The sequence below is a fragment of the Acinetobacter lwoffii genome (assembly GCF_024129855.1).
GTDB classification, from domain to species: Bacteria; Pseudomonadota; Gammaproteobacteria; order Pseudomonadales; family Moraxellaceae; genus Acinetobacter; species Acinetobacter lwoffii_L.
This window is the reverse complement of the sequence record NZ_JAMXXC010000024.1, coordinates 1-24,192: the sequence shown is the minus strand read 5'-3', so window position 1 is coordinate 24,192 and position 24,192 is coordinate 1. Positions and strand designations below refer to the sequence as shown.

Genomic DNA, 24,192 nt, shown 5'->3' with positions numbered 1-24,192 from the left:
TGATGCAGCTATTATTCGGCAGAATATAAGAAAAAGCCTTAGCTTTTAAGTAACTAAGGCATTTATTTTATGAGAGTTTTAGTTAAAAGGTGAGTTAAACCTTTGAAAGAATTTGACCTGCCTGGATCAGAGTTTGTTCTTTTTTTGCAAAGCAGAACCTGAGCAGACGTAAATCGGCAGGAGGGTGCTGGTAGAACGCGGAGACTGGAATCGCGACAATCCCATGTTGTTCTGCCAGAAAATGGCACATGGAAAAATCATCGAGCTCAGGCCGAATCTCTGAATAATCTAAGTTCTGAAAATAAGTCCCTTGAGAAGGTGTCCATTTAAAGCGTGATGTTTTAATGGATGAGTTAAATAAATCCCGTTTATTTTGATAAAAAGAGGACAGTTCAGGTATATGCTCAGGATGCAGTTGCATATATTCCGCCAAGGCAACCTGAACGGGTGTCACACCGCAGAAACTGGCAAACTGATAAATCTGTCTGAACATTTTCATGAGTGCCGGTGCAGCAATACAAAATCCGGTTTTCCAGCCCGTGACATGGAAGGTTTTACCAAAAGAACCAATCACAAAACTACGCTCACGAAGTTCTGGGAATGACCAGGCCGAATAGTGCTGAATGCCATCAAAAACCAGATGTTCATAGACTTCATCCGACAGCACCACAATATTGCGCTCGCTAATCAGCTCGATCAGTTGTTGCCAGTCTGCTTTGGACCAAACACTCCCACTCGGGTTATGCGGAGTATTCACGACAATCATGCGGGTACGGTCATTAATGGCATCTTTGACCTGATTCCAGTCCACAGAAAAATCAGGATGCTGCAAAGCAATATGCACTGGCTTTGCCCCGATCAGTTGTACCGCAGGGCCATAACTGTCGTAGCTTGGATCAAAAATAATCACTTCTTCACCGGCGCGCACCGTAGCTTGAATGGCACAAAAAATCGCAATCGTGGCCCCAGGCGTAATCGTGATTTCCTCGACAGGATCAATAATCAGTTGATCACGCTGTTGATAGAGATCTGCCACCAGACCGCGCAAGACTGGCAGACCATCTCCCGGGGCATACTGGTTAAATCCGTTCTGGCTGGCCCGGTTTAAAGCTTCAATCAAGGCAGGAGGCGCTGCAAAGTCCGGAAATCCTTGAGAAAGATTCAAGGCTCCGAGTTTTTGTGCCAAGGCCGACATGGTACTAAAAATGGTCACGCCCAAATTAGGTAATTTAGAAGGGAGTTCCAGCATGTCCTTGGCCTTGAAGAATGAGATCTGAATGAGTGTAACAGCAAGTTCCGTATAGGATAATCAGAAAAATAGGGAATATTGGGCAATATTTTTAATTAAGATGTACCACATGCAATTTAAGATTTTTAATTGAAGGGCCATAAATTAAAGGCCTAATTATGTGAAATGCATCGTGAACTGGACGAAATGGATAACTTTTCCTAAAATCTGCCGCACAATAATAAAGCTTAAAATTATAACTATAAAATGCCAAAACCTATCCATATGCTGGTGGAGCAGCTCGGGCTTAAGCGACAGCATCGTGCGCTACATTTACAGTTTTCACATCCTCCTTTAAATCATCAGGTTTTGATTCAGCGTATTGAGGGTCAGCATCAGATCAATCAAGGCCTGCAGGCTGAACTGATCTGTCTTTCCACTCATGCTCATATTGCCTTGAAACAGTTTATCGGCTGTCGGGTGGCCATTGATCAGGTCACAGACCGGGGTGAACTTTTCCGGACTACGGGCATTATTACTGCAGCCAGTCAAGGGCAGAATGATGGAGCTTTGACCCTGTATAAATTGACGCTAAATGATCCGACTGCACTCTGGCAGAAGCGCCGTAACAGTCGGGTTTTTATGAATAAGACGGTGCGCGAGATCAGTGAAATCCTGTTCAGTGAATGGCAAAACAGAAGTGTATTATTCGCGGCCAGTCTCAGCCTGGATTTGACAGGACTCAGCCGGGACTATGATGTCCGACCTTTTGTAATGCAGTCGAATGAATCGGATTATGATTTTCTGACCCGTTTATGGCGTAGCGAAGGAATTAACTGGCTGATTGATGAAAGGCAATTAACTGTGCCTGTATCAGCCAGCGAGATTCAAGATCAGCTTTTAAAACTGGTAGATCATTCCCAATATTTTTCAGCTTTAAAACGCCGCTCCATCCGGTTTCATCGCAGTCATGCCACCGAACAGCTCGACACGCTGAACAGTCTGATTGCGGTACGTCAGCTCAATCCGAATAGTACCCAGACCCAGCGTTGGCATGCCCAGCAACTTGCCCAGGATCAAAGCCAGCCTTTATTCAGTAATCATCAGCAAAGTGATATCCATGCAAATGCCACTCTTCAGCTTGAAGATGCGTGGAACATCAGTCCGGCTTGGACCGGCGACTTAAATCATGAGGATCAGGTGACAGCATCTGGTATAGCCCAACTGGATCGACTCAATCAGCAGCTCAGTGACTATCATGCTTTGCAGTCTAAATATTTTAAAGCCAGTAGCAGCGTACGAGATGCTCAGGTTGGATACTGGTTTGAACTGCAACAGCATCCTGAAATTGATCAGCATCCTGCCCATCAACGTGAATTTCTGATTTTAGCTAAGCGGTTTTATAACCAGAACAATTTACCCAAAGATATCTTATCTCAGCTGGACAGTTTGCTTGAGAAGAGCGGCTGGCAGATGACACAGGAGGAACGACAGGCCAATGAACTACAGATGGTGCGCCGTGAAATCCAGGTTGTTCCTGAGTACCACCCCTTCATTCATCGGCCTGCTGCATATCCGCAACGGGCTCGAGTGGTCGGACCTGAAGGTGAAACGATTCATGTCGATGCATGGGGGCGGGTGAAAGTTCGTTTTCTGTTTACCCGGAGTGAGGATCATCAGCATGATGGCGGCGCAGGTAGCAATGACAATGATAGCGATTCTGCTTGGGTGGATGTTTTGACCCCTTGGGCGGGTGAGGGTTATGGCATCAGGTTGCATCCGCGAATTGGCGAAATTGTAGTGATTGACTTCTTTGAAGGTGATATCGACCGGCCCTTTGTGGTGGGACGGATTCATGAAGCAGAACGGCATCCGACCATGTTTGATGCAAAAGGAGAACTTCCTGCGACCAAAAAACTCAGTGGCATCCGTTCTCAGGAGGTCGATGGGGATGGCTTTAACCAGTTGCGTTTCGATGATACCCCTGAACAGATTAGTGCGCAGCTGCAAAGTAGTCATGCAGCCAGTCAGCTCAATCTGGGAAATCTAAGCCATCCTAAAGAAAGTGAAAGCAGCGAAGGTCGAGGAGAAGGTTTTGAACTAAGGACAGACCAGTGGGGTGCCATACGTGCAGGAAAAGGCTTATTAATCTCCACTTATCGGCAAGATTCAGCAGCAGGCAATCACCTGGATGCGAGTCGTGCCAAAGAGCAGATTGAATCGAATCTCGATCATAGTAAAACCTTGAGTGATATTGCTGAACAACAGCAGACTGATCCGCTGGAATTTTTTGATAGTTTAAAACAGTTTCTGAATCAGATTGAAGCTGAAGACCGGGGCAAAGCTACTGCATTTAAACAGGCGGTGATGCTGTTAACCGCACCCCAATCGATTGCACTGAGCACAAAGGAAAATATCCATTTATCCGCTGATCAGCAAATCAATCAGAGTGCGGGGGACAATATTCATTTTTCCACACAGAAATCTTTAGTTGCTCATGCACAGGACCGGATCAGTTTGTTCGCTGCTCAAGAAGGCGTAAGTGTCTATGCAGCTCAAGGCAAAATTGAAATACAAGCCCAAGATGATGCAATTGAAGCGATTGCCCGCAAGGTAATCAAGCTTATTTCGACTGAAGACAAGATCGAAATCACCAGTCCGAAGGAGATCGTACTGACCGCTGGAGGGTCTCAAATTAAGATCAATGGCGGTGGAGTAATGGTCACAACTGGTGGAAAATTTGAGTGTAAGGCAGGGAAGCATAATTTTATGGGAGGGGCTAAAGTCTCTTATGAAATACCTCAGCTTCTGAATAATGCTTTATATAGCAATAGGCTAGATATATATGATCTATTTTGGCAGTCCGATTTCAGTTCAATAAATTATAAAGCTTTTATTCCTGATACTAATTCGTATATTTCAGGTCAGCTTGATACGCATGGTCGTACTGGAAAAATTACTACAGCTGATCCCTCTAAAGTAGAAATTTTGGTAGGGCTCAATGATGAATGGGGATTAAGTGTCCAAGGTTATGATGTTGATGACCTGATTGAGCAGAATAATAAATAGGATATAAAAATGACAAATAAGTCTTTAGCAACCATACAAATTCTAGATTTGTTAGGCAATCCAATTCCTAAAGTTCAATATGAAGTCAAAAATAGTAAGACAGGTCAACATGTAGTAAAGGGTTCTACCAATTCCAAGGGGTGCCTTTATGAAATTCAAAGAGACAAAGGAACGGTTTTAGACATATATGTCAAAAGCCTTTTGGGTGGAGGTATGAAAAAAGTTCAGACCTTCATAATGGCGAAAGACCGTATGCTGGTTACGGTTATAAGTCCTAAAATTCTCTTGGATTTAAAAACAGTAGAAAATAATGGAAATAAAGGAAGTTATAAACGTAAAACACATAAGGTTAAAAAAGGTGAAACTTTATCATCTATTGCACAACAGTATCACACCACAATCCGAGTGCTCGAAAGGCTGAATGGGATAAAAGATGTCAATAAAATCAGCATAGGACAAGTAATTAAACTTCCAATTAATATGCCTGCTACAGGAAATAATACAAGTATTGATAGAAAGCCAAACCCTCAAAAAAATGCTTTTCAGAATAATAAGTCTCAATCATCAGAGAAAAGTAAAAAAGAGACTAAACAGGCTGATAAAGGAATTGTGAATACAGTTGAAGAGTATGAGAAGAAAGCATTAGAGCAGCTTAATGAATGGTATGAAGAAGGTAAGAAAGCTTTATCGGATGCAATAAAAATTGATATGAAAGAGGATCGCAGTCAGGATGGCGGAACACCGAAAACTGATACTTCCAATTTATGTAAAACTAATCCTCAATGTATATCTCAAGGCAAAAGTGAACTTATTAGAGAGGTTAATATCAGGCTAGCAGGCTTTGGTGGCGCATTACCTACAGATGAATTTACTCCTTTAACAGCGGAATGTATAAAACAATTTCAACGGGATTATATGGGGGTTCCTGAAACTGGAAAAATATGCGGAAGTTTTTTAGCAGCTTTAGATAAGTTCCGTGATGAATATGGAATTGCTAAATTTATAGATTCTTTTAAATGTTCATGCGGTAAGTGTAGTGGATTTGGAATGAGACGGATCGGTACGTTTACATTCGAAAACTATCAGAAAACCTCAGGAAAATATGTAAAAGTTCAAAAAACTCTTAAGGAATCAGAAGGGATGCATCGAAGCCTTGTGTGGGGGTTAAAAGCAATGATGTTCTACTTTGATAAGAAAAGTAATCCTCAAGGATATAAAATATCTAAAATATCATCAGGTTATCGTTGTATAGATAATAACTTAAAAAAGAGAAGAGCTACAACTAATCATATGGGTACAGCTATAGATATAGTTATCTATAATAAAAATAGTCAAGTAGTTAGTCTAGATGAATTGGAAAATACAGTCAGAAAAGAATGGTTTTGCACATATTTAAACGCAACGATGGGGTGGTCGAATAATAGATTTGGATTAGAGCGCTTATCTCATGGAGCAACTACTTGGGTTCATTTAGACGTAAGAGAGTTTTCAGATGAATTTAAAATCGATAAGTTATTTTCCAAGACTGCAAATGGTTTAAATGGTGATTATCTAGTTAATTTGTTTAGAAGAGACGGTAAGGCTAGTACAATTTTAGGATGCACTGGACTTGCGGCTGCGCCTATGAACAGCCCAGCTTTAAAGGACAGTTCTTTAGAAGAATTGATCAAGCAACTAGGTTCTGCAATTTCACATGGTGAAGGGAATTACGAATCATACAATACAGGAACTATTAAGAATAAAGTGATACATTCCTTTTTGTATCCAGCAAAAGGTACAGTCACTAATAAAACAATTAATCAAATTATTGAAAGTTATACTTTGTCTCCTAGAGATACTTCTAGAATGTTTGCGGTGGGTAAATATCAGATAACTCCAGATCCTATGAGAGAGGCAAAATTAAAACTTAAACTAAGCGGAAATGAGAAATTTGATGAAAATCTACAAGAAAGAATTTTTCGAGATTACCTGATTCCTTCGAAAAGGCCTAAACTAGGAAATTTTGTTCTTAAAGGGATTGGAAATACGGAAGATGCTCAATATGAAGCAGCAAAAGAATGGGCATCCATCGCTACTCCAAAAGGCTATCAAATTAGCCAAAACTGTGGTGGTCATGTTTCAGATGGCACTAAATCTTTTTATGAAAGTACTGCTAATCATGCTAATAAAAAATCAACAGAAATGGTTAAAGAAATTTTAGAAAAAATTAATAAATATCATAAACAATAGTAGACGTGTGAGATATAGAATGAATAAAAAAATTAGTATATTATTATTTTTTGGTTTTTTTTGTATGGTGGGTGGTAATGCAAAAGTAATTGAAAGTAATAAGGCATCAAAAATAAAAGTACAGCCTTGTGGATTTGACTATGATATTGACAATTATTATTGTAAAGCTGAAAATATAAAGTTATATGAAAATAATATTGGTAAAAATGTAAATTACAATAAAAATTATACAGTTATTAAAATTGATGATGGGAAGTATACTCGACTAGCGGCTTTGAACCAAAAAACATTAATTATCTATCCCTTGAATTATAAAATTGAAAAAGAAAAATCACAAATTAAATTCTCCAGTTCCAATGGAAATTTATGTGTTACCGGTAATTTATATAGCTATCGGAATACTTATAATGATTCAAAAATATGCTTTAGAATTATAGAGGATGCATTTGTAAAAATAAGCATTGATGAAAATATAAAATATATAAGTTTATCTAACTTTAAACAAATTTTGTTGCCAAATTCTTCAGATTACTTTAATCAATGTTTGAAAATTAATTCGAAAAATAAGTGTGAGAAACTTAGTGACTCAGAAAATCATATTTATAGATTTGATGAGATAAAGAAAAACTCTCAAGAAATAGGAGATGTTTTAAATAATGAAAAAATAAAAAAACTGAATTTAGATGGTTTTAAATTTTTACCTTATTCAGAAAAATCTCAATATTTAATAGGTGAAAAATATGAAGATACAGATGAAGAGTCTTCATCTGTATATTATCTCATTAAAATAAAGCCTGATATTGAAGTTAGAAGAATTGGAAATTTTTATTCTATAGATAAAAAATTTAATTTAAGTTATAGCGATTCTTCAGGAAGTAAGAAAAATATTAAATTAGAATTATAGAAAAAAGACGGCTCTCGCCGGCTTTTTTACTTTTACCCTTCCAAAACCTCTTCCAGCAGCTCCTCACTCGGTGCAAAGTAATATGCGCCATCCAGCGGAGTTACGAAGTGCAGCAGGTGGTCATGAATTCCATCACCAGAGGTACCGAACATACGTTCTAACATAGCATCAATAATTTTCAGGTCTTTGGTGTAGGCAATAAAGAATAGACCCTGGTCACCACGTCCGTCACCATAAGGCAGAGAATGACGCAGAATTTCCATTTCTTCGCCTTCTTCACCTTCAACTACAGTACGTGCTACGTGCGCATTTTCAGGTTTGACCTCATCATCCAATTCAATAGATTCAAGCTTGGTACGGCCCATAACCTGTTCCTGAGTATCGACTTTTAGCTTTTTCCATTTTTCCAGGTTATGCGCGTAACGCTGGGCAAAAATAAATGAACTGTCTTGGAAAACACCTGAATCTTCACCTAATAACGCGACTTCTGCACGATCATCCGGGAATTGTGGATTTTCAGTACCATCGATGAAGCCGGTAATATCACGACCATCAAAGTAGCGGAAGCAAACTCGCTCATCCAGCACCTGAACCTGGTCCTGAATTCCTTCAAAAAAAGCTTGACTGAGCGCAAAGCAGATATCAGCACGGGCACTGGCAATATGAATCAGTACATCTGCTGGAACAACCGGCATATCAAACGAACCATGAATGGGTTCAAGCTGTTTAAAGCCTGCAGGAGCTTGATCATAAAGTTTTGTCCACAGTTCAGGACCAAAAGCTACGCCTGTTTTAATTTGTGCTTGAGGGTGTTGCGTGATCAGCCGATCACGAGAAGTAAACAAATGTTCGAGTTGTTCTTTTAATTTTTCAATACTCAAATCTTTAAGACGTAACACAATAAAGCGAGCATGATCTGAAGGAAGTGGCAAGATTACCGATTGGGCTGTCATTCATGGCTCCTATAAGGATAGATCCTGTTTTTAATGTGCATATTGTGCCTGAAGCCAGACAGAGTGAATAGTCTGATACTTTATATTTAAGCAGGTTTTTAGCCTGATTTTATTAGAAAATTCATATAATATTGGGTGGGTTTTTCTGAGTGAAATGTTCATGTCCTATCAAATGTGGTTTGCCTATATGTTGGCCTGCTGGGTGATTAGTGTCTCTCCGGGTGCTGGTGCAATTGCATCGATGTCGAGCGGATTGAATTATGGTTTTCGGCATGGTTACTGGAATGCGCTGGGTCTGCAACTGGCTTTACTGGTACAGATTGCAGTGGTTGCAGCAGGCGTGGGAGTTTTGTTTGCGACAACCCCATGGGCATTTTTAGTGGTGAAATGGTTTGGTGTTGGCTACCTGTTATATTTGGCAGTTTTGCAATGGAAAGCACCTGCACAGAACATCGAAATTAAACATGAATTGACGCGAAAATCGAGAGGAAAACTGGTACTGCATGGTTTCTTGGTTAATATCCCTAATCCTAAAGCCATCGTATTTTTACTGGCCGTCTTGCCGCAATTTCTGGATTTGTCCAAACCACAATGGATTCAGTATTTGATTATGGCTGCAACAATGGTGACGATTGATCTGATTGTGATGGCGGGTTATACCGGATTGGCTGCTAAAGTTTTAAGGCTACTAAAATCACCGAAACAACAAAAAGTCATGAACCGGACTTTTGCCGGTTTATTTGCAGGTGCTGCATTTTTATTGAGTTTGGTGCATCAATAACGAGTGTTTGCTCTCTCCTTAAAGGAGAGAGGCTGAATAGATCATTAGAAAATCATCATGATTTAACAGAAAGATTAATTCAGCTTTTTAAACTTCTGCACACAGAAGATCAGTGCAAATAGCACCGCCATGGTCAGGACAATGGTTAAACCTGTCGAAGTATTGAGACCTGCACTCGACCATAGGCCCACGGTCACCCCAATTTGCGCAATCACGAATGCCCAGATCACCATTTGTTTAGGCGAGTGTGCAAGGAGCCGTGCAGTCAAGGCAGGAATCACCAGTAATGCCCCCATCAAGAGTGAACCGACTGCTTTTAGGGCGAGCACGGTAAAGAGCGCCAGCAATAACATGAAGATCAGGCGTTGCCATTTGGCATTCACGCCTTCACTGACCGCCATGTCCGGATCAATCGCGATTTGAATCTGCGCTTGCCAACTCTTATAGAGGACGGCTAAGGCCAGAATAATCACAATGGCAAAGGTGGGTAAGTCCGCCCAAGAAATCGTAAGTAAATCACCAAATAGGTAGCTGAGAAGTTCCGGTCTTAAACTCGGTAAATGCTGAATGAATAATAATCCCGAGCAAAGCAGTGTTGCTGAACACAGCGCCAGCAAGGCATCATTCGGCAGGCGCGGATCATGCAGTATCCACAAAATCCCTACCAATAATAAGGCAATAAAAGTGACTCCTATCCAGAGCGGTAAACTTAAAGCTCCAGCAATGGCAACACCGAGTAAAGTACCGTGTGCCATGGTGTCGGCAAAGAATGACATACGCCGCCAGAGCATGAGACAGCCCAGCGGTGCAGTCAGAAATACCAATAGCGTTCCCATGATCCATGCAGGTAAAAGGAGTTGTAACCAATCCATCATGGTTTAAGCTTCCGGCTCGGGGTGAATATGAGGGCGTGAATCATGCTGACAGGGTGTGGCAGAATCGCCATGCGCGCAATGATCATGATGATGTTGATAGAATACGCGATTGGTGCCAAAAATCGCCTGATATTCAGGATGTTGCTGCACGCTTTCCGGCAGCCCGCTACAACAGATATGCTTGTTTAAGCAGACCACACGAGTCGTACCTTGCATCACCCATTGTAGGTCATGTGAAACCATCAGTACGGCACAGCCATATTTTTCCGGCAAGTTACGCACATATTCATACAGTTCAGCTTCGGACTGGATGTCTAGACCCTGCATCGGTTCATCGAGAACTAAAATGTCCGGCTGACGTAATAAGGCACGAGCCAATAGCACCCGCTGACGTTCGCCACCAGACAACTGCTGAACTTTAGAATCTTGCAGTTTACTAATACCGGTATCCCGGATAATTTCAGTTTTAATCTGGGACGGGCACTTTTCTAGTGCTAATAAATCTTTTACCCGTAGCGGTAAGCTATGTGAGGGATTGAATTTTTGCGGCACATAGGAAAATTTGAGTTTGCGCGCAGTTTTGATTTCACCCGATTGTGGTTTCAGTATGCCCAGCATGACTTTAATCAAGGTCGATTTACCAGCACCATTGGGACCAATCAGTGTGACAATTTCTTTCTCTTGTAACGAGAAATCAATGGCTTTTAAGATATCGCGCTCATCGATTTTGACCCAGATCTTGGAAAGCTGAATCAAGGGAGAGGCACTTAAGCTTTGTTGCGGCACTGCTGACAAATTCCTGAAATTTCGATAATGCTGTGATGTGCCGTGAAGTCGTCCGAGCTGGCCAGTGCATCGAGTTGATCGAGCAGGCCCTGAGCCGACGCTTCTTTGACGGCTTTACATTCGGTACAGATTAAAAAAGCGGCCTGATGACCTTCACGCGGATGGCAACAGGGAATATAGGCATTGATCGAGGTCAGACGATGAATCAGCCCTTTGCTTAATAAAAAATCCAGAGTGCGATACACCGTGGGTGGTGCTGCAGGACGATCACTGGCATTTTTCATTTGTGCCAGCAGATCATAGGCGCCCATCGGGCCATGCGCATTCAGAATGAGTTCCAGCACTTCTTTACGTAAAGGTGTAAGGCGTGCGCCGCTTGCTGCACAAAGACTTTCCGCTTCAGCAAGACGTTGTGCGACATTGGGATGGTCGTGCACGCCGTGCAATGCGTTGTGGTGTTCGTGCGAACAGGAACCCATAGTTCACCTCAAGTGCGAAACTGAAAATTAATAGATTTCAAATCTTAACATGAAGCGTTCTGAGTTTCGATTAGGCATAGGTATTTTTGTATTTTTGTTATATTATAACACTTCCTGATTTTATCGTTTTTAAGTGATTTCTACTCATGTTCCGTCTCCTTGCAATCAGTCTGCTGGCATTGTTCAGTACACTCAGTTGGTCACAAAGTCTGGTGGTGTCTACGCAGCCGATCTATCTGATTGCCAAGAAAATTACCCAAGGTGTGGAACAGCCGACTTTATTGCTGGCCAACCAAAGTGGACATGATGTGAGTCTGACTCCGGCGCATCGAAAAACTATTCAGAATGCAGGTCTGGTGATCTGGCTGGGTCAGGCGCATGAAGCACCCTTGGCCAAAGTGCTGAATGAAAGTAATAAAGGCATTGCACTGTTAGACTCGGGGATATTGACCACCTTGCCGATGCGTAATCCGCGTGGCGAGGCCTTAAAAAATACGGTAGACACGCATGTCTGGCTCGATCCGAATAATGCAGTGCGGATTGGTTTCTTTATTGCGGCGCTACGTTCGCAGCAATTGCCGGAGCATCGTGAACGCTACTGGAAAAATGCCCGTGACTTTGCACAAAACATGTTTGCTACGGCTCAGCGTTATAGTTCAAGTAACAAAGCCAAACCTTATTGGTCTTATCACGATGCCTACCAGTATCTTGAGCGCCCACTCAATTTAAAATTCATGGGGGCATTGACCGATGATCCACATGTTTCACCAACCGTGGCGCAAATCAAGTTTTTACAGGATCATCGTCCACAGCGCAAAATGTGTCTGCTGGCCGAAGGTCATGCCAGTGAGAACCAGTACCGCAAACTCAATCCGGTACTGTTCCAGCATGTCGATGAAAGCATGAGCGGGGCAGGGGACTTTGTGCAGGCTTGGCAGCAATTGGCCACAGAAACCCAGAAATGTGTACTAAATGCACGCTAATGATTTAAAAAATAGACAGATTTTGATTAGTTTAACAGCAGTGGCCCGATTTAAAAAAACACGACTAAGGTCGGGAAAAGATTGCATGTTCAGGGGTGTAACTCTATAATGCCTGCGATTAAAAATAATCACCTGTTAAACTTGTCAAGCATGATTGCTGTGAGTGAATAAATAATGAGCCGAACTAGTCGCTTGATTGACCGACGATTAGCGAAAGCTTTGGTCCTCCTGCAAGCCTGTATGATCCCTGTTTCAGCCTTGATCGGCTGGGTCGTGAAAGACTCAACCGCAGCCTTGAGTGCAGCATTAGGTGCACTGGTATGTTGGCTCGCGACTTGTTATTTTTCGTGGCAATCGTTTCGAGCAGCAGGAGCCCGCGCGTCTAAACAAGTTCTTTCGAACATGTATAAAGGCTTGATGGGAAAGTTTGCCATTGTGATTGTTGGTTTCATTTTAATTTTAAGCAATGTTAAACCGTTGTCAGCGGTGGCGTTGTTTTGTGGTTTTATACTTGTTCAAGCCATGTCGTGGGTCGCTCCGTTTTGGGCGTCACGTCTACAAAAATGAGTATAAGCACAACAAGAAATTGAAAAGTTTTTCAGGAGCAGGCGAGATATCAAGCAGCACGCGATATTCGTTTGTTCTATTAGTTTTTTGACATTGACCAGGTGTGATTTATGGCTGCTGAAGAACATGCCCTTACTTCGACCGAGTATATCAAGCATCACTTGACCAACATGACCTATGGCAAAATGCCGGACGGTACGTGGAAATTGGCCGAGAGCGGTGCTGAAGCTCAACAGATGGGGTTCACTGCTATTCACTTGGATTCAATGGGTTGGTCTATCGGACTGGGTCTGATTTTCTGTTTGTTGTTCTGGTTGGTTGCGAAAGCGGCTAATGCTGGTGTTCCTACCAAGTTCCAGTCTGCAATTGAAATGATTATCGAGTTTGTAGATTCAAGTGTACGTGATACCTTCCACGGGAAGTCTCGATTAATTGCACCCTTAGCATTAACCATTTTCGTGTGGATTTTCCTCATGAACTTGATGGATTTGATCCCTGTTGACTTTATTCCTTATGTAGCTCAACACGCGATTGCTTCTATGCTGGGTGTAGACCCTCATCAGGTTTACTTTAAAATTGTTCCGACTACAGATCCAAACATTACCCTCGGTATGTCTATTTCTGTATTCTTCTTAATTATTTTCTATAGTATTCGTGAGAAAGGTGTTGGCGGCTTCGTTGGTGAGTTAGCACTGAACCCATTTAACCCAAGTAATCCAGTTGCTAAAGTGCTTTTAATTCCATTTAACTTATTGTTGGAATTGACTACTTTCTTGGCGCGACCAGTTTCATTGGCTCTACGACTGTTCGGTAACATGTATGCGGGTGAGTTAATCTTCATTCTTATCGCGTTATTACCGTTCTGGATCCAGTGGGCGTTGTCTGTGCCTTGGGCGATTTTCCACATTTTGATTATTACGCTACAAGCATTCATTTTCATGATGTTGACTATCGTGTACATGAGTATGGCAAGCGAAAAGCATTAATGGTATTGCCTAACTGTCAACGGATGGTTGGGCACACAATTTTTTAACTTAATTTGGTATAAAACCTAACCTCTGAGGAATTATCATGGAACTCACTTTAGGTCTAGTTGCAATTGCATCTGCTATCTTGATCGCTTTCGGTGCTTTAGGTACTGCGATTGGTTTTGGTCTTCTAGGCGGCCGTTTCCTTGAAGCTGTAGCTCGTCAACCAGAATTGGCTCCACAACTTCAAACTCGTATGTTCTTAATCGCGGGTCTTCTTGATGCTGTGCCTATGATCGGTGTTGGTATTGGCTTGTTCTTCATCTTCGCTAATCCATTTGTAGGTTAATCAGCTTAATTCCGAAATTCACTATTTGAGGAATTTGCAATGAATATCAACCTCACATTGTTTGGCCAAGCGATTGCGTTTGCGATTTTCGTCGCATTCTGCATGAAGTTTGTATGGCCACCACTAATCAATGCGATTAGTGAACGTCAGCGTAAAATCGCTGATGGCTTAAATGCTGCTGAAAAAGCGAAGGCTGACCTTGCAGATGCGCAAGCACAAGTGAAAGCTGAGTTAGACGCGGCAAAAGCACAAGCGGCTCAATTGATCGAACAAGCGAACCGTCGTGGTGCACAATTGATCGAAGAAGCGCGTACCCAAGCTGCGGCTGAAGGTGAGCGTATTCGTCAACAGGCTAAAGAAGCTGTTGATACTGAAATCAATGCTGCTCGCGAAGAATTGCGTCAACAAGTGGCTGCTCTTGCAGTAACTGGTGCTGAGAAAATTCTTAGCCAGCAAGTTGATGCAGAAGCTCACAATGCCATGCTGACTCAGCTGGCTGCTAAACTTTAAGAGAGGCGGATTATGGCTGAACTCTTGACGTTGGCACGCCCATACGCTAAAGCAGCATTTGCTTACGCTTCTGAGCAAAGTGCAACTGACTCTTGGTCAACAGCACTTGAATTGCTCAGTGCTGCGGTGCAAGACGAAGCATTTTCAGCTTATCTAAATCGCCCTGAGCTTACACCTGCTGAGCAGGTGGCTCTTTTTGCGAAAGTTTTAGGTGAAGACCAAACTGCGGCAGTGTCTAACTTCCTGACATTGCTTGCAGAGAATAACCGTTTGGTTCTTCTTCCTGAGATTGCAGCAGAATATGAGCAGCTTAAATCACAGAATAACAATACTGTGGATGTTGTGATTGAATCAGCATTCCCATTGACTTCTGTACAGGAACAACTTCTTACTCACGCATTAGAGAAAAAATTCGAAGCGGCGGTAAATGTTTCTGTAGAAGTTAACCCAGCGCTGATTGCTGGTGTAGTTATTCGTGCAGGCGACCAAGTGATAGATGATTCTGCGCTTAACAAGCTTGAAAAAATGCGTACTCGTCTTCTTGCTTAATTGCATTTAGAAGACTGAACTTTAAAAAGATTGAGGTATAGCGCAATGCAACAACTGAATCCATCCGAGATCAGTGCGCTCATTAAACAGCGTATCGGCGATCTGGACACCAGCGCAACCGCTAAGAACGAAGGAACCATTGTTATGGTTTCCGACGGTATTGTGCGTATTCACGGCTTAGCTGACGCTATGTACGGTGAAATGATCGAATTCGACGGCGGCCTTTACGGTATGGCACTGAACCTAGAACAGGATTCAGTGGGCGTCGTTGTTTTAGGTAACTACTTAAGCCTTCAAGAAGGTCAAAAAGCGCGTTGCACAGGTCGTGTATTAGAAGTTCCGGTTGGTCCAGAACTTTTAGGCCGTGTAGTAGATGCTTTGGGTAACCCGATTGATGGTAAAGGCCCTATTGATGCAAAATTAACTGATGCTGTTGAAAAAGTAGCACCAGGCGTAATTTGGCGTCAATCAGTGGATCAACCTGTACAAACTGGTTATAAATCAGTAGATACAATGATCCCTGTAGGCCGTGGTCAACGTGAGTTGATCATTGGTGACCGTCAAACTGGTAAAACAGCAATGGCGATCGACGCGATCATCGCTCAGAAAAACTCTGGCATTAAATGTGTATACGTAGCAATCGGTCAAAAACAATCGACTATCGCTAACGTGGTACGCAAGCTAGAAGAAACTGGCGCTATGGCGTATACAACTGTTGTAGCAGCAGCTGCAGCTGATCCAGCAGCAATGCTGTATCTAGCTCCGTACTCTGGCTGTACAATGGGCGAATACTTCCGTGACCGCGGTGAAGATGCGTTAATCATTTATGATGACTTGTCTAAGCAAGCTGTTGCTTACCGTCAAATTTCATTGCTTTTACGCCGTCCACCAGGTCGTGAAGCGTATCCAGGTGACGTGTTCTATCTACACTCGCGTCTACTTGAACGTGCTTCTCGTGTATCTGCTGACTACGTTGAGAAATTCACTAACGGTGAAGTTAAAGGCCAAACTGGTTCATTAACTGCATTGCCGATTATTGAAACTCAAGCGGGTGACGTATCTGCATTCGTACCAACCAACGTAATTTCGATTACTGATGGTCAGATCTTCCTTGAAACATCATTATTCAACGCAGGTATTCGTCCTGCTGTGAACGCGGGTATCTCTGTATCTCGTGTTGGTGGTTCAGCGCAAACCAAGATCATCAAGAAATTGTCTGGTGGTATCCGTACTGCTTTGGCGCAATACCGTGAATTGGCAGCATTTGCTCAGTTCGCTTCTGATCTTGACGAAGCAACTCGTAAGCAACTTGAACATGGTCAACGTGTAACTGAGTTAATGAAGCAAAAACAATATGCTCCTTACTCAATTGCTGACCAAGCTGTTTCAATTTATGCATCTAACGAAGGCTACATGGCTGACGTAGACGTTAAGAAAATCGTAGACTTTGATGCTGCGTTGATTTCTTACTTCCGTTCAGAACATGCTGCGTTAATGCAACAAATCGATGCCTCTGGTGATTACAACAAAGACATCGAAGCTGCAATCAAAGCAGGTATTGAAAGCTTTAAAGCGACTCAAACTTACTAATTTCAACCTCTGTTGAATTTAGTGTCGGTTTGGTTCACGGAATCAACCTTCGGAAGCTCGCAAGGGCTTTCGAATACTAGGTTAAGCGTATGGCAAATTTAAAAGAAATTCGCGCCAAAGTAGCTAGTATCAAGAGCACGCAGAAGATTACTCGAGCGATGCAAATGGTAGCAGCTTCTAAGATGCGTCGTGCGCAAGAGCGCATGGCTCAAGGCCGTCCGTATGCCGAAAATATGCACCGTGTAATTGCTCATTTGGTCCAAGCGAATCCTGAATACAAACACCGTTATATGGTTGAACGCCCGGTTAAGCGCGTTGGCTATATCATTGTGTCTTCAGATCGTGGCCTTGCTGGTGGTTTGAACATTAACCTGTTCAAGAAAGTGGTTAAACACGTTCAACAGCAACAAGAGCAGTCAATTGAAGTTCAATTTGCTTTAATTGGTCAAAAAGCGGTTTCGTTTTTTAAAAACTACGGCGGTAAAGTGCTTGGTGCGACGACGCAAGTCGGCGATGCCCCAAGTCTTGAGCAGTTATCTGGTTCTGTACAGGTGATGTTGGACGCTTATGATAAAGGCGAGTTAGATCGTATTTATCTAGTGTCAAACGGCTTTGTCAATGCCATGACTCAAAATCAAAAAATCGAACAACTTGTTCCTTTGGCTGCTGCTGAAGAAGACAAGAATCTGAACCGTCAATACGGTTGGGATTACATCTACGAGCCTGAAGCTGAAGAGCTTTTAAATGGCTTGTTGGTTCGTTATATCGAGTCTGTGGTGTATCAAGGTGTGATTGAAAACATCGCATGTGAGCAGTCTGCACGTATGGTCGCTATGAAAGCAGCGACAGACAACGCAGGCGAGATCATTAAGAGCCTGCAACTTATTTATAACAAGCTGCGTCAAGCCGCGATTACTCAGGAAATTTCTGAGATCGTTGGTGGTGCCGCTGCCGTTTAACATTATTTTGAATTGAGGAGACAGCAATGAATAGCGGTCGTATCATTCAGATCATCGGCGCGGTTATCGACGTCGAGTTTGAACGCAACAGCGTTCCTAAGATCTATGACGCTCTCCAAGTAGATGGTACTGAAACTACTTTAGAAGTTCAGCAACAGCTTGGTGATGGCGTAGTTCGTACTATTGCAATGGGTTCTACTGAAGGCCTTAAGCGTGGTTTGAACGTAACTAACACTAACGCGCCGATTTCTGTACCAGTAGGTACAGCGACTCTAGGCCGTATCATGGACGTTCTTGGTCGCCCGATCGACGAAGCTGGTCCTGTTGCGACTGAAGCGCGTTTACCAATTCACCGTCAAGCGCCTTCTTATGCAGAACAAGCGGCTTCTACTGACCTTTTAGAAACTGGTATTAAAGTCATCGACTTACTTTGCCCGTTCGCGAAAGGTGGTAAAGTTGGTCTGTTCGGTGGTGCCGGTGTTGGTAAAACTGTAAACATGATGGAGTTGATCAACAACATCGCGAAAGCTCACTCAGGTTTATCTGTGTTTGCTGGTGTTGGTGAGCGTACTCGTGAAGGTAACGACTTCTATCACGAAATGAAAGATTCTAACGTTCTAGACAAAGTAGCAATGGTTTACGGTCAGATGAACGAGCCACCGGGTAACCGTTTACGCGTAGCGTTGACTGGTTTGACCATGGCTGAATATTTCCGTGACGAGAAAGACGAAAACGGTAAAGGCCGTGACGTACTATTGTTCGTAGATAACATCTATCGTTATACACTAGCGGGTACTGAAGTATCAGCACTTCTAGGTCGTATGCCATCTGCAGTAGGTTACCAGCCTACACTTGCAGAAGAGATGGGTGTTCTTCAAGAACGTATTACATCGACTAAGTCTGGTTCTATTACGTCAATCCAAGCGGTATACGTACCTGCCGATGACTTAACAGATCCATCGCCTGCTACAACGTTTGCTCACTTAGACGCAACTGTTGTATTGAGCCGTGACATCGCATCTTCTGGTATTTACCCAGCGATCGATCCACTAGACTCAACTTCACGCCAGTTAGATCCGTTAGTTGTTGGTCAAGAGCATTATGAAATTGCACGTTCTGTACAGAACGTATTGCAACGTTATAAAGAGCTTAAAGACATCATCGCGATTCTTGGTATGGACGAGCTTGCTGAAGAAGATAAACTGGTTGTTTACCGTGCGCGTAAAATCCAGCGTTTCTTCTCTCAACCGTTCCACGTAGCTGAAGTATTTACTGGTGCTCCTGGTAAATTAGTATCTCTTAAAGAAACGATTCGTGGCTTTAAAGGTCTTCTAGCTGGTGAATACGATCACATCCCAGAACAAGCGTTCTACATGGTTGGTGGTATTGACGAAGTTATTGCTAAAGCCGAGAAACTTTAATTAGCTACTCTAATTTAGGAGATTCTCATGGCGACTATGCAATGTGATGTTGTAAGTGTTCAGGAGTCTTTGTACTCAGGCACTATAACTATGCTAATTGCAAAAGGTGCTGGCGGTGAGTTGGGTATTATGCCTGGCCATGCTCCGTTGGTAACTTTGCTCCAACCTGGCGCGATCCGCGTTATTTTGGAAAACGGTACAGAAGAGTTGATCTATGTATCTGGTGGTGTTCTAGAAGTTCAACCGCATGTTGTTACGGTTCTTGCAGATACTGCAGTCCGTGCAGAAAACTTAGATGAAGCAGCTATTGTTGAAGCGCGTAAACACGCTGAAGCATTGCTTGCGAATCAAAAGAGCGATTTGGACTCTGCTGCTGCTTTGGCTGCTCTTGCAGAAACTGCTGCACAGTTGGAAACGATCCGCAAAATCAAAAACCGCGCTCAATAAGAGACGGTTTGAGATTGAAAAAACCACCCGAAAGGGTGGTTTTTTTATGGTTCATAGGTTCTTATCATGTTTGTTTTTATATATGTGTTCATAAAAAAAGATTAAGTCTTTTTCTCTACCATAATTATTGCCAGAACCAAATGTAGCTACTACGTACAAAAAACCAAACTTTTCTAATTCAGATGCTGAAAAGTTACATTCATTATTCGTAAGGTAGTAATCCTTCTTGGATTTGTTCATTTCAAATGATAAGTAGGCTTTTTCTAACCCTTCTAATAAAAACGATGTAAATTGAGGAATAATATGAGTATATCTTAAAAAATTTTCACGATTTATTTCTTTCGCATCATATAAAAGAGCTAAACGAGCGAGCATTTTAGATTGATGGATTAAATAGACTTTATCTAAAGCATTGAGTAATTCACCACCTATTTCTAAGTTGTTTTGATTCTTGAAGATTTTTAGTAATGTTCCTGATGCTAACTTTTCACCTTCCTTTATAAATTCCAGGATATTTTTTAATTTTTGCTTTTCGTTATAGCTTCTGAAAACTTTATAAATCGCTAAACCTGAAGATGCTATTGGAAAAGCTTTTAAAATTTCTTGAAAAATAGTATCAGTCGTTTCTAAAACTGTATTATCAAAATAGTTTTCTGCTGTTTGAATGATATTAGATGGTATTTGACTCATTATGAATTTTCTTTTTTCTACTATATAGAATAATGTACTACACACCTGAAAATTTGAAATTTATATTTTTAGCATCACCTTAAAACAGCTGATTTAGATTATTTGTTTTAGCTTGGAATTTTTGCAAGTATCGATCTTGAGAGTGTTGGTTTTACATTTCCGATTCTTAAATAAATTTTAATTTGTACCACTCGATATAACTTTTACCCTTTCTCAGTAATGTTTTGAACCAATCTGTAAACCTGCACACGCCATAAAAAAATCAGTGATAAGTTAAATGATTCGAACAGATTTCGCTTGTTATAGCTTAATACGATAGAAGTTTAGAACAGGCAAAACTTATAATTGAAAAAAGGGAAAACCATGGCTTATCAATCTATTAATCCATTTACCAATCGAAAATTGAAAGACTACCCATCGCATAGCGATCAAGATATTCAACATGCACTCGATACTGCAGAAAAAATTCTAAAGTCAGAATGGTCACAGCAGGTCGATATCCGTATTGCAGTACTGCGTAAATTGGCTACCAACATGCGAGCGCAAAAAGCTGAACTGGCCAAGCTTATGACCCAGGATATGGGGAAACTGATTAAGCAAAGTGAAGGTGAAATCGAAACCTGCGCCAAAATTGCAGAATACTATGCCGATCATGCCAAAGAGTTTTTAGCGCCAGTGTCCTATGAAACGGAACTAGGAGAAGCTTGGGTCGAGCATCATCCACTGGGTATTATCATGGCGGTAGAACCGTGGAATTTCCCGTTTTATCAACTGATGCGGGTCTTTGCGCCGAACTGTGCGATTGGTAATCCGGTTCTGGCAAAACATGCCGGCATTGTGCCGCAATGTGCCGAAGCCTTTGAGCAACTGGTGTTGGATGCAGGCGCACCCAAAGGTGTCTGGACCAATCTGTTTATCAGCAGTGATCAGGTCGCTGAAGTAATTGCAGACAAGCGTGTGCGTGGTGTAGCACTCACAGGTTCAGAAGGTGCGGGCAGTGCAGTCGCTGAACAGGCCGGAAAACATCTTAAAAAATCAACGCTGGAACTGGGTGGTAATGATGTATTCATCGTACTGGATGATGCAGATCTGGAACGCGCGCTCAAGTTAGGTTGTCAGGCGCGGGTCAATAATGCCGGGCAGGTGTGTACGGCGGCGAAACGATTTATCTTGCATGAAAAAATTGCCGAACAATTCAAAGCTGGCATGCTGAAAGCTTTTGAACAGTTAAAACTGGGTGATCCGCTCGATCCTGAAACCACTTTAGGACCGCTGTCTTCAAAAGATGCGCTGGAAAAACTCAGCGAGCAGGTCGAAAAGGCAGTAGCACAAGGCGCGACTGTGGTCACTGGCGGCAAAGCTGTAGAACATCAAGGCAATTTCTATGCACCAACCATTCTGGAAAATATCACGCGTGAAAATGAAGCCTGGTATGAAGAATTTTTTGGCCCAGTGGCACAAATCTATGTGGCCAAGGATGAGGATGAAATCGTTTCGATTGCCAATGATTCCAATTATGGTCTGGGTGGCGTAATTCATTCAGAAGATATCGAGCGGGCGAAAAAGCTGGCTTCACGTGTCGAAACGGGCATGATCTGGATTAACTGGTATACCGATACTGCGCCAGAACTGCCATTTGGTGGAATTAAGAACTCGGGTTATGGTCACGAACTCTCCATTGACGGTTTCAGAGAATTTGTGCAGAAAAAACTGGTCGTCGTCAAAAGCCCGAAAAAATAATACGATCTGATGTCAAAGAAGCCACTATTCGGTGGCTTCTTTGTCTGGTTGGTCGGGATATTCTTCACGTTTGCCACCTTCATAACTGGCAAAACGTGGATGCTCTGGTGGAAATGACGGTTCAGCACTTGGCCAAGGCCAGCCACCAAACTGGGTTTCGCGATAACGACGAAAAGCAGTATCTAGCTCTTGAGCACTATTCAAAACAAAAGGTCCATGCATGGCAACTGGTGCACCGATTGGCTCACCCTCCAGCCATAAAATATGTGATTCCAGCAGCCCACCTTTGAGCTGAATATCTGCATCCGGTTTGAGTTCAAGTAGATGCTTCGGCGCTATCTTCTGTCCTTCAAGCTCCAAGCTTCTACCTTGATAAAAATAACAAAAACGCGTTGCAGTAGCAGTGGTTGCAGGAATGATTAATTCTGCTTCCGGCTTTAAAGTGATTAAATAAATATTGAGCTGATTCTCTCGCATGGCTGCCCATGAATGTGGTGGCCGATCCAGTGCCTGAGTCTGTTTAAACTGCCCTGAAATGACCCGGATCTCCGCTTTACGTCCGGCCGCATCAGCTGAAAATACATGTGGAATTTGTTCACGCCACAACATTTTATAATCGGCTGGCTGTTTTTTCTGTTCTGGTGAGGAATTCAGCCAGATTTGAAACAGCTCCAGAGGATTGTCCTGATTCTGATGGACTAAGGGAAACATCTCGCAATGCTGCACCCCATTGCCGGTAGTCAGCCATTGCACATCACCCGCGCCATAACGTCCTGAGTTTCCTAGCGAGTCAAAATGATCGACATAACCGCGCTCGACAATGGTAATGGTTTCAAAACCTGTATGCGGATGCTCCGGAAAGCCGGGAATACTCTCGCCATAATACATGTCATATTCATGCTGCTGTGGCGGGGAAACTGGGCCTAATTTAGAATTGCCTTGCGGATAATGATCTTGATGATGAACGGTAAAAATAAAAGGATCTTTCAGATCAAGCCGGGATGTGACTGGAACCACAGAATACAGCACTGAATTCGACATGATTGAACTCCTGATGATCTGAATAGATGAAAATTATTGATCTAAATGTAATTTTTATAATCCATAACAGTGTATAGCCTGCAAGGCGATTGAGGAAGACATGTTTCGATCAATCGCCTCAAAATGAGATGTTTAGGTATTTTAAGTATTGTCCTGATCAGTATTGCTCTCTGATTCCTGATCTGGATTCTGGATCAGCAAGCCTGCCAGTTTGACCATTTCGGCTTGAACATTCACCATCTGCGATTCAATCTTTTTCAAGTCCACTTGGCTAAAATCCACCTGACCATTCAAGAGGGGAGAAGCCAGCACTTGCTGGTTTGCAGACATCATATTATTACGAATCTGGTCAATTTCCTGACTTTTCAAGTTCAAGTTGCCCAGTACCTGATTAAAACTGCTGAGTTGCTGTTGAAGCTGAGTCGCAGTGGATTGCAGTTGCTGGGTATCTTTGGCTTCGACCGCCGTTTGCAGTTCGCTCTGGGTCTGTTTTAACTGTTCCACATAACTGCCGGCCTTGAGCTGCAAGTCGGCGACATCCCGAACCATATAAAACATATTGCCAGATTTAAGTTCAGTTGGTGTTGCCGAGCCTTGTTGCTGAGAGGCTGGTTCTAAATCTGACGTTGTTGTATCTGCCTGTTCAGTCGGTGTTTCGACAGCCTGTTCACAGCCCATCAGTAAAATTCCCGAGCTAAATAATGCGAAAGGAAGGACAGCATTGGCAAGAATCTTGGACATGGAAGCAGGGTCTCGATACAGGTAATAGAATTTGAATAGTATTTAATATAAGGACAAACTATGGAGATAAAAAAGATTGTTGCAAACTCATAACAATTCTTCTGGGTTGCGAACGTTGCTCTATTCAAAAACAAGAAAAAGATTATTAAAAGCTGGTAAAGAAGTACTTTGCTCTCACCAAATTGGCTTGTTTGGCCTGCAATCACTTTGAAAATGTTTTTAGGTGAATTTTAATGCAATTAAATAGGGTCTGTTGACATTTACTGTTCATAATTAACCCTATAAAGGTAGCCATAAAAATATACAGGCTAAAGCAACAGAACTTTGATAATT

General features: G+C 42.3%; 23 protein-coding genes. 15 read left to right on the top strand and 8 right to left on the bottom strand.

Features of this window, described 5'->3' with window-relative positions:
- Positions 1–94: 94 nt before the first annotated feature.
- Positions 95–1,249, bottom strand: a complete 1,155-nt coding sequence (locus NI465_RS13765) for a methionine aminotransferase (protein ID WP_253145713.1) — start codon at positions 1,247–1,249, stop codon at positions 95–97.
- A 246-nt stretch (positions 1,250–1,495) separates the two neighbouring features.
- Between NI465_RS13765 and NI465_RS13760 the strand changes: the two genes are divergently transcribed.
- From NI465_RS13760 to NI465_RS13750, 3 genes are read left to right on the top strand one after another with little or no spacing between them, the layout of a single operon-like run.
- Complete coding sequence (locus NI465_RS13760) at positions 1,496–4,297, top strand: type VI secretion system Vgr family protein (RefSeq protein WP_253145711.1); 2,802 nt, start codon at positions 1,496–1,498, stop codon at positions 4,295–4,297.
- A gap of 9 nt (positions 4,298–4,306) precedes the next feature.
- A complete protein-coding gene (locus NI465_RS13755; protein ID WP_253145709.1) occupies positions 4,307–6,526 on the top strand; it encodes a LysM peptidoglycan-binding domain-containing protein in 2,220 nt (739 codons plus the stop codon).
- A gap of 19 nt (positions 6,527–6,545) precedes the next feature.
- Positions 6,546–7,430, top strand: a complete 885-nt coding sequence (locus tag NI465_RS13750) for a hypothetical protein (protein ID WP_184413283.1) — start codon at positions 6,546–6,548, stop codon at positions 7,428–7,430.
- Between the two features lie 32 nt (positions 7,431–7,462).
- Here the strand turns inward: NI465_RS13750 and NI465_RS13745 are convergent, their stop codons facing one another.
- Positions 7,463–8,383, bottom strand: coding sequence for a Dyp-type peroxidase (locus NI465_RS13745; RefSeq protein WP_005245328.1), 921 nt, complete (start codon positions 8,381–8,383; stop codon positions 7,463–7,465).
- Positions 8,384–8,543: 160 nt separating this feature from the next.
- On the opposite strand from NI465_RS13745, the gene NI465_RS13740 reads away from it, so the two are divergent.
- A complete protein-coding gene (locus NI465_RS13740) occupies positions 8,544–9,164 on the top strand; it encodes a LysE family transporter (protein ID WP_253145708.1) in 621 nt (206 codons plus the stop codon).
- A 74-nt stretch (positions 9,165–9,238) separates the two neighbouring features.
- Here NI465_RS13740 and znuB read toward each other — a convergent pair whose 3' ends face one another.
- The 3 genes from znuB to NI465_RS13725 are packed head-to-tail and all read right to left on the bottom strand — an operon-like array spanning position 9,239 to position 11,304.
- Positions 9,239–10,039, bottom strand: a complete 801-nt coding sequence (gene znuB / locus NI465_RS13735) for a zinc ABC transporter permease subunit ZnuB (RefSeq protein ID WP_180087599.1) — start codon at positions 10,037–10,039, stop codon at positions 9,239–9,241.
- Between the two features lie 3 nt (positions 10,040–10,042).
- On the bottom strand, positions 10,043–10,825 hold the full coding sequence (gene znuC, locus NI465_RS13730; protein WP_005105130.1) for a zinc ABC transporter ATP-binding protein ZnuC: 783 nt from the start codon (positions 10,823–10,825) through the stop codon (positions 10,043–10,045).
- Entirely contained in the window at positions 10,807–11,304 is a 498-nt protein-coding gene (locus NI465_RS13725) for a transcriptional repressor (protein WP_004280980.1), read from the bottom strand. The genes znuC and NI465_RS13725 overlap by 19 nt, the downstream gene beginning before the upstream one ends.
- A 146-nt stretch (positions 11,305–11,450) precedes the next feature.
- On the opposite strand from NI465_RS13725, the gene NI465_RS13720 reads away from it, so the two are divergent.
- From NI465_RS13720 to NI465_RS13675, 10 genes are all read left to right on the top strand, one after another.
- A complete protein-coding gene (locus tag NI465_RS13720) occupies positions 11,451–12,287 on the top strand; it encodes a metal ABC transporter solute-binding protein, Zn/Mn family (protein ID WP_121980228.1) in 837 nt (278 codons plus the stop codon).
- A gap of 174 nt (positions 12,288–12,461) precedes the next feature.
- A complete protein-coding gene (locus NI465_RS13715; protein ID WP_004280982.1) occupies positions 12,462–12,854 on the top strand; it encodes an ATP synthase subunit I in 393 nt (130 codons plus the stop codon).
- 110 nt (positions 12,855–12,964) lie between these two features.
- Positions 12,965–13,840: a F0F1 ATP synthase subunit A gene (atpB, locus tag NI465_RS13710; protein WP_004644859.1), complete on the top strand. Its 876-nt coding sequence runs from the start codon at positions 12,965–12,967 to the stop codon at positions 13,838–13,840.
- Positions 13,841–13,925: 85 nt separating this feature from the next.
- Positions 13,926–14,171, top strand: a complete 246-nt coding sequence (gene atpE, locus NI465_RS13705; RefSeq protein WP_000424060.1) for a F0F1 ATP synthase subunit C — start codon at positions 13,926–13,928, stop codon at positions 14,169–14,171.
- A 39-nt stretch (positions 14,172–14,210) separates the two neighbouring features.
- Positions 14,211–14,681, top strand: coding sequence for a F0F1 ATP synthase subunit B (locus NI465_RS13700; protein WP_004280990.1), 471 nt, complete (start codon positions 14,211–14,213; stop codon positions 14,679–14,681).
- Between the two features lie 12 nt (positions 14,682–14,693).
- Positions 14,694–15,230 carry a F0F1 ATP synthase subunit delta gene (locus tag NI465_RS13695; protein WP_004644860.1) on the top strand — a complete coding sequence of 179 codons (537 nt, stop codon included), beginning with the start codon at positions 14,694–14,696 and terminating at the stop codon, positions 15,228–15,230.
- Positions 15,231–15,275: 45 nt separating this feature from the next.
- Positions 15,276–16,820 (top strand): F0F1 ATP synthase subunit alpha, encoded by a 1,545-nt coding sequence (gene atpA / locus NI465_RS13690; protein WP_004644861.1) that lies wholly within the window; start codon positions 15,276–15,278, stop codon positions 16,818–16,820.
- Between the two features lie 89 nt (positions 16,821–16,909).
- Positions 16,910–17,779: a F0F1 ATP synthase subunit gamma gene (gene atpG, locus NI465_RS13685; RefSeq protein WP_004644862.1), complete on the top strand. Its 870-nt coding sequence runs from the start codon at positions 16,910–16,912 to the stop codon at positions 17,777–17,779.
- 26 nt (positions 17,780–17,805) lie between these two features.
- Positions 17,806–19,200, top strand: a complete 1,395-nt coding sequence (gene atpD, locus NI465_RS13680; protein ID WP_004644863.1) for a F0F1 ATP synthase subunit beta — start codon at positions 17,806–17,808, stop codon at positions 19,198–19,200.
- A 27-nt stretch (positions 19,201–19,227) separates the two neighbouring features.
- The gene (locus tag NI465_RS13675) at positions 19,228–19,647 is read left to right on the top strand and encodes a F0F1 ATP synthase subunit epsilon (protein WP_004644865.1); all 420 of its coding nucleotides are present in this window, start codon (positions 19,228–19,230) and stop codon (positions 19,645–19,647) included.
- A 51-nt stretch (positions 19,648–19,698) separates the two neighbouring features.
- Here the strand turns inward: NI465_RS13675 and NI465_RS13670 are convergent, their stop codons facing one another.
- The gene (locus NI465_RS13670; protein WP_180087597.1) at positions 19,699–20,337 is read right to left on the bottom strand and encodes a hypothetical protein; all 639 of its coding nucleotides are present in this window, start codon (positions 20,335–20,337) and stop codon (positions 19,699–19,701) included.
- A gap of 363 nt (positions 20,338–20,700) precedes the next feature.
- Between NI465_RS13670 and NI465_RS13665 the strand changes: the two genes are divergently transcribed.
- A complete protein-coding gene (locus tag NI465_RS13665) occupies positions 20,701–22,077 on the top strand; it encodes an NAD-dependent succinate-semialdehyde dehydrogenase (RefSeq protein ID WP_253145706.1) in 1,377 nt (458 codons plus the stop codon).
- A gap of 24 nt (positions 22,078–22,101) precedes the next feature.
- Here the strand turns inward: NI465_RS13665 and NI465_RS13660 are convergent, their stop codons facing one another.
- Positions 22,102–23,118 carry a pirin family protein gene (locus NI465_RS13660; protein ID WP_253145704.1) on the bottom strand — a complete coding sequence of 339 codons (1,017 nt, stop codon included), beginning with the start codon at positions 23,116–23,118 and terminating at the stop codon, positions 22,102–22,104.
- Between the two features lie 141 nt (positions 23,119–23,259).
- Positions 23,260–23,859 carry a PM1805 family lipoprotein gene (locus NI465_RS13655; protein WP_253145702.1) on the bottom strand — a complete coding sequence of 200 codons (600 nt, stop codon included), beginning with the start codon at positions 23,857–23,859 and terminating at the stop codon, positions 23,260–23,262.
- Between the last annotated feature and the right edge of the window lie 333 nt (positions 23,860–24,192).

Bases quoted from the DNA above. Each gene is read 5' to 3' on its own strand.
- atpG (WP_004644862.1), top strand. From the start codon at position 16,910: ATGGCAAATTTAAAAGAAATTCGCGCCAAAGTAGCTAGTATCAAGAGC.
- NI465_RS13725 (WP_004280980.1), bottom strand. From the start codon at position 11,304: ATGGGTTCCTGTTCGCACGAACACCACAACGCATTGCACGGCGTGCAC.
- atpE (WP_000424060.1), top strand. From the start codon at position 13,926: ATGGAACTCACTTTAGGTCTAGTTGCAATTGCATCTGCTATCTTGATC.
- NI465_RS13740 (WP_253145708.1), top strand. From the start codon at position 8,544: ATGTCCTATCAAATGTGGTTTGCCTATATGTTGGCCTGCTGGGTGATT.
- NI465_RS13765 (WP_253145713.1), bottom strand. From the start codon at position 1,249: ATGCTGGAACTCCCTTCTAAATTACCTAATTTGGGCGTGACCATTTTT.
- atpB (WP_004644859.1), top strand. From the start codon at position 12,965: ATGGCTGCTGAAGAACATGCCCTTACTTCGACCGAGTATATCAAGCAT.
- NI465_RS13715 (WP_004280982.1), top strand. From the start codon at position 12,462: ATGAGCCGAACTAGTCGCTTGATTGACCGACGATTAGCGAAAGCTTTG.
- NI465_RS13750 (WP_184413283.1), top strand. From the start codon at position 6,546: ATGAATAAAAAAATTAGTATATTATTATTTTTTGGTTTTTTTTGTATG.
- NI465_RS13700 (WP_004280990.1), top strand. From the start codon at position 14,211: ATGAATATCAACCTCACATTGTTTGGCCAAGCGATTGCGTTTGCGATT.
- NI465_RS13675 (WP_004644865.1), top strand. From the start codon at position 19,228: ATGGCGACTATGCAATGTGATGTTGTAAGTGTTCAGGAGTCTTTGTAC.
- NI465_RS13745 (WP_005245328.1), bottom strand. From the start codon at position 8,383: ATGACAGCCCAATCGGTAATCTTGCCACTTCCTTCAGATCATGCTCGC.
- NI465_RS13665 (WP_253145706.1), top strand. From the start codon at position 20,701: ATGGCTTATCAATCTATTAATCCATTTACCAATCGAAAATTGAAAGAC.
- NI465_RS13655 (WP_253145702.1), bottom strand. From the start codon at position 23,859: ATGTCCAAGATTCTTGCCAATGCTGTCCTTCCTTTCGCATTATTTAGC.
- NI465_RS13755 (WP_253145709.1), top strand. From the start codon at position 4,307: ATGACAAATAAGTCTTTAGCAACCATACAAATTCTAGATTTGTTAGGC.
- NI465_RS13670 (WP_180087597.1), bottom strand. From the start codon at position 20,337: ATGAGTCAAATACCATCTAATATCATTCAAACAGCAGAAAACTATTTT.
- atpA (WP_004644861.1), top strand. From the start codon at position 15,276: ATGCAACAACTGAATCCATCCGAGATCAGTGCGCTCATTAAACAGCGT.
- NI465_RS13720 (WP_121980228.1), top strand. From the start codon at position 11,451: ATGTTCCGTCTCCTTGCAATCAGTCTGCTGGCATTGTTCAGTACACTC.
- NI465_RS13660 (WP_253145704.1), bottom strand. From the start codon at position 23,118: ATGTCGAATTCAGTGCTGTATTCTGTGGTTCCAGTCACATCCCGGCTT.
- NI465_RS13760 (WP_253145711.1), top strand. From the start codon at position 1,496: ATGCCAAAACCTATCCATATGCTGGTGGAGCAGCTCGGGCTTAAGCGA.
- atpD (WP_004644863.1), top strand. From the start codon at position 17,806: ATGAATAGCGGTCGTATCATTCAGATCATCGGCGCGGTTATCGACGTC.
- NI465_RS13695 (WP_004644860.1), top strand. From the start codon at position 14,694: ATGGCTGAACTCTTGACGTTGGCACGCCCATACGCTAAAGCAGCATTT.
- znuB (WP_180087599.1), bottom strand. From the start codon at position 10,039: ATGATGGATTGGTTACAACTCCTTTTACCTGCATGGATCATGGGAACG.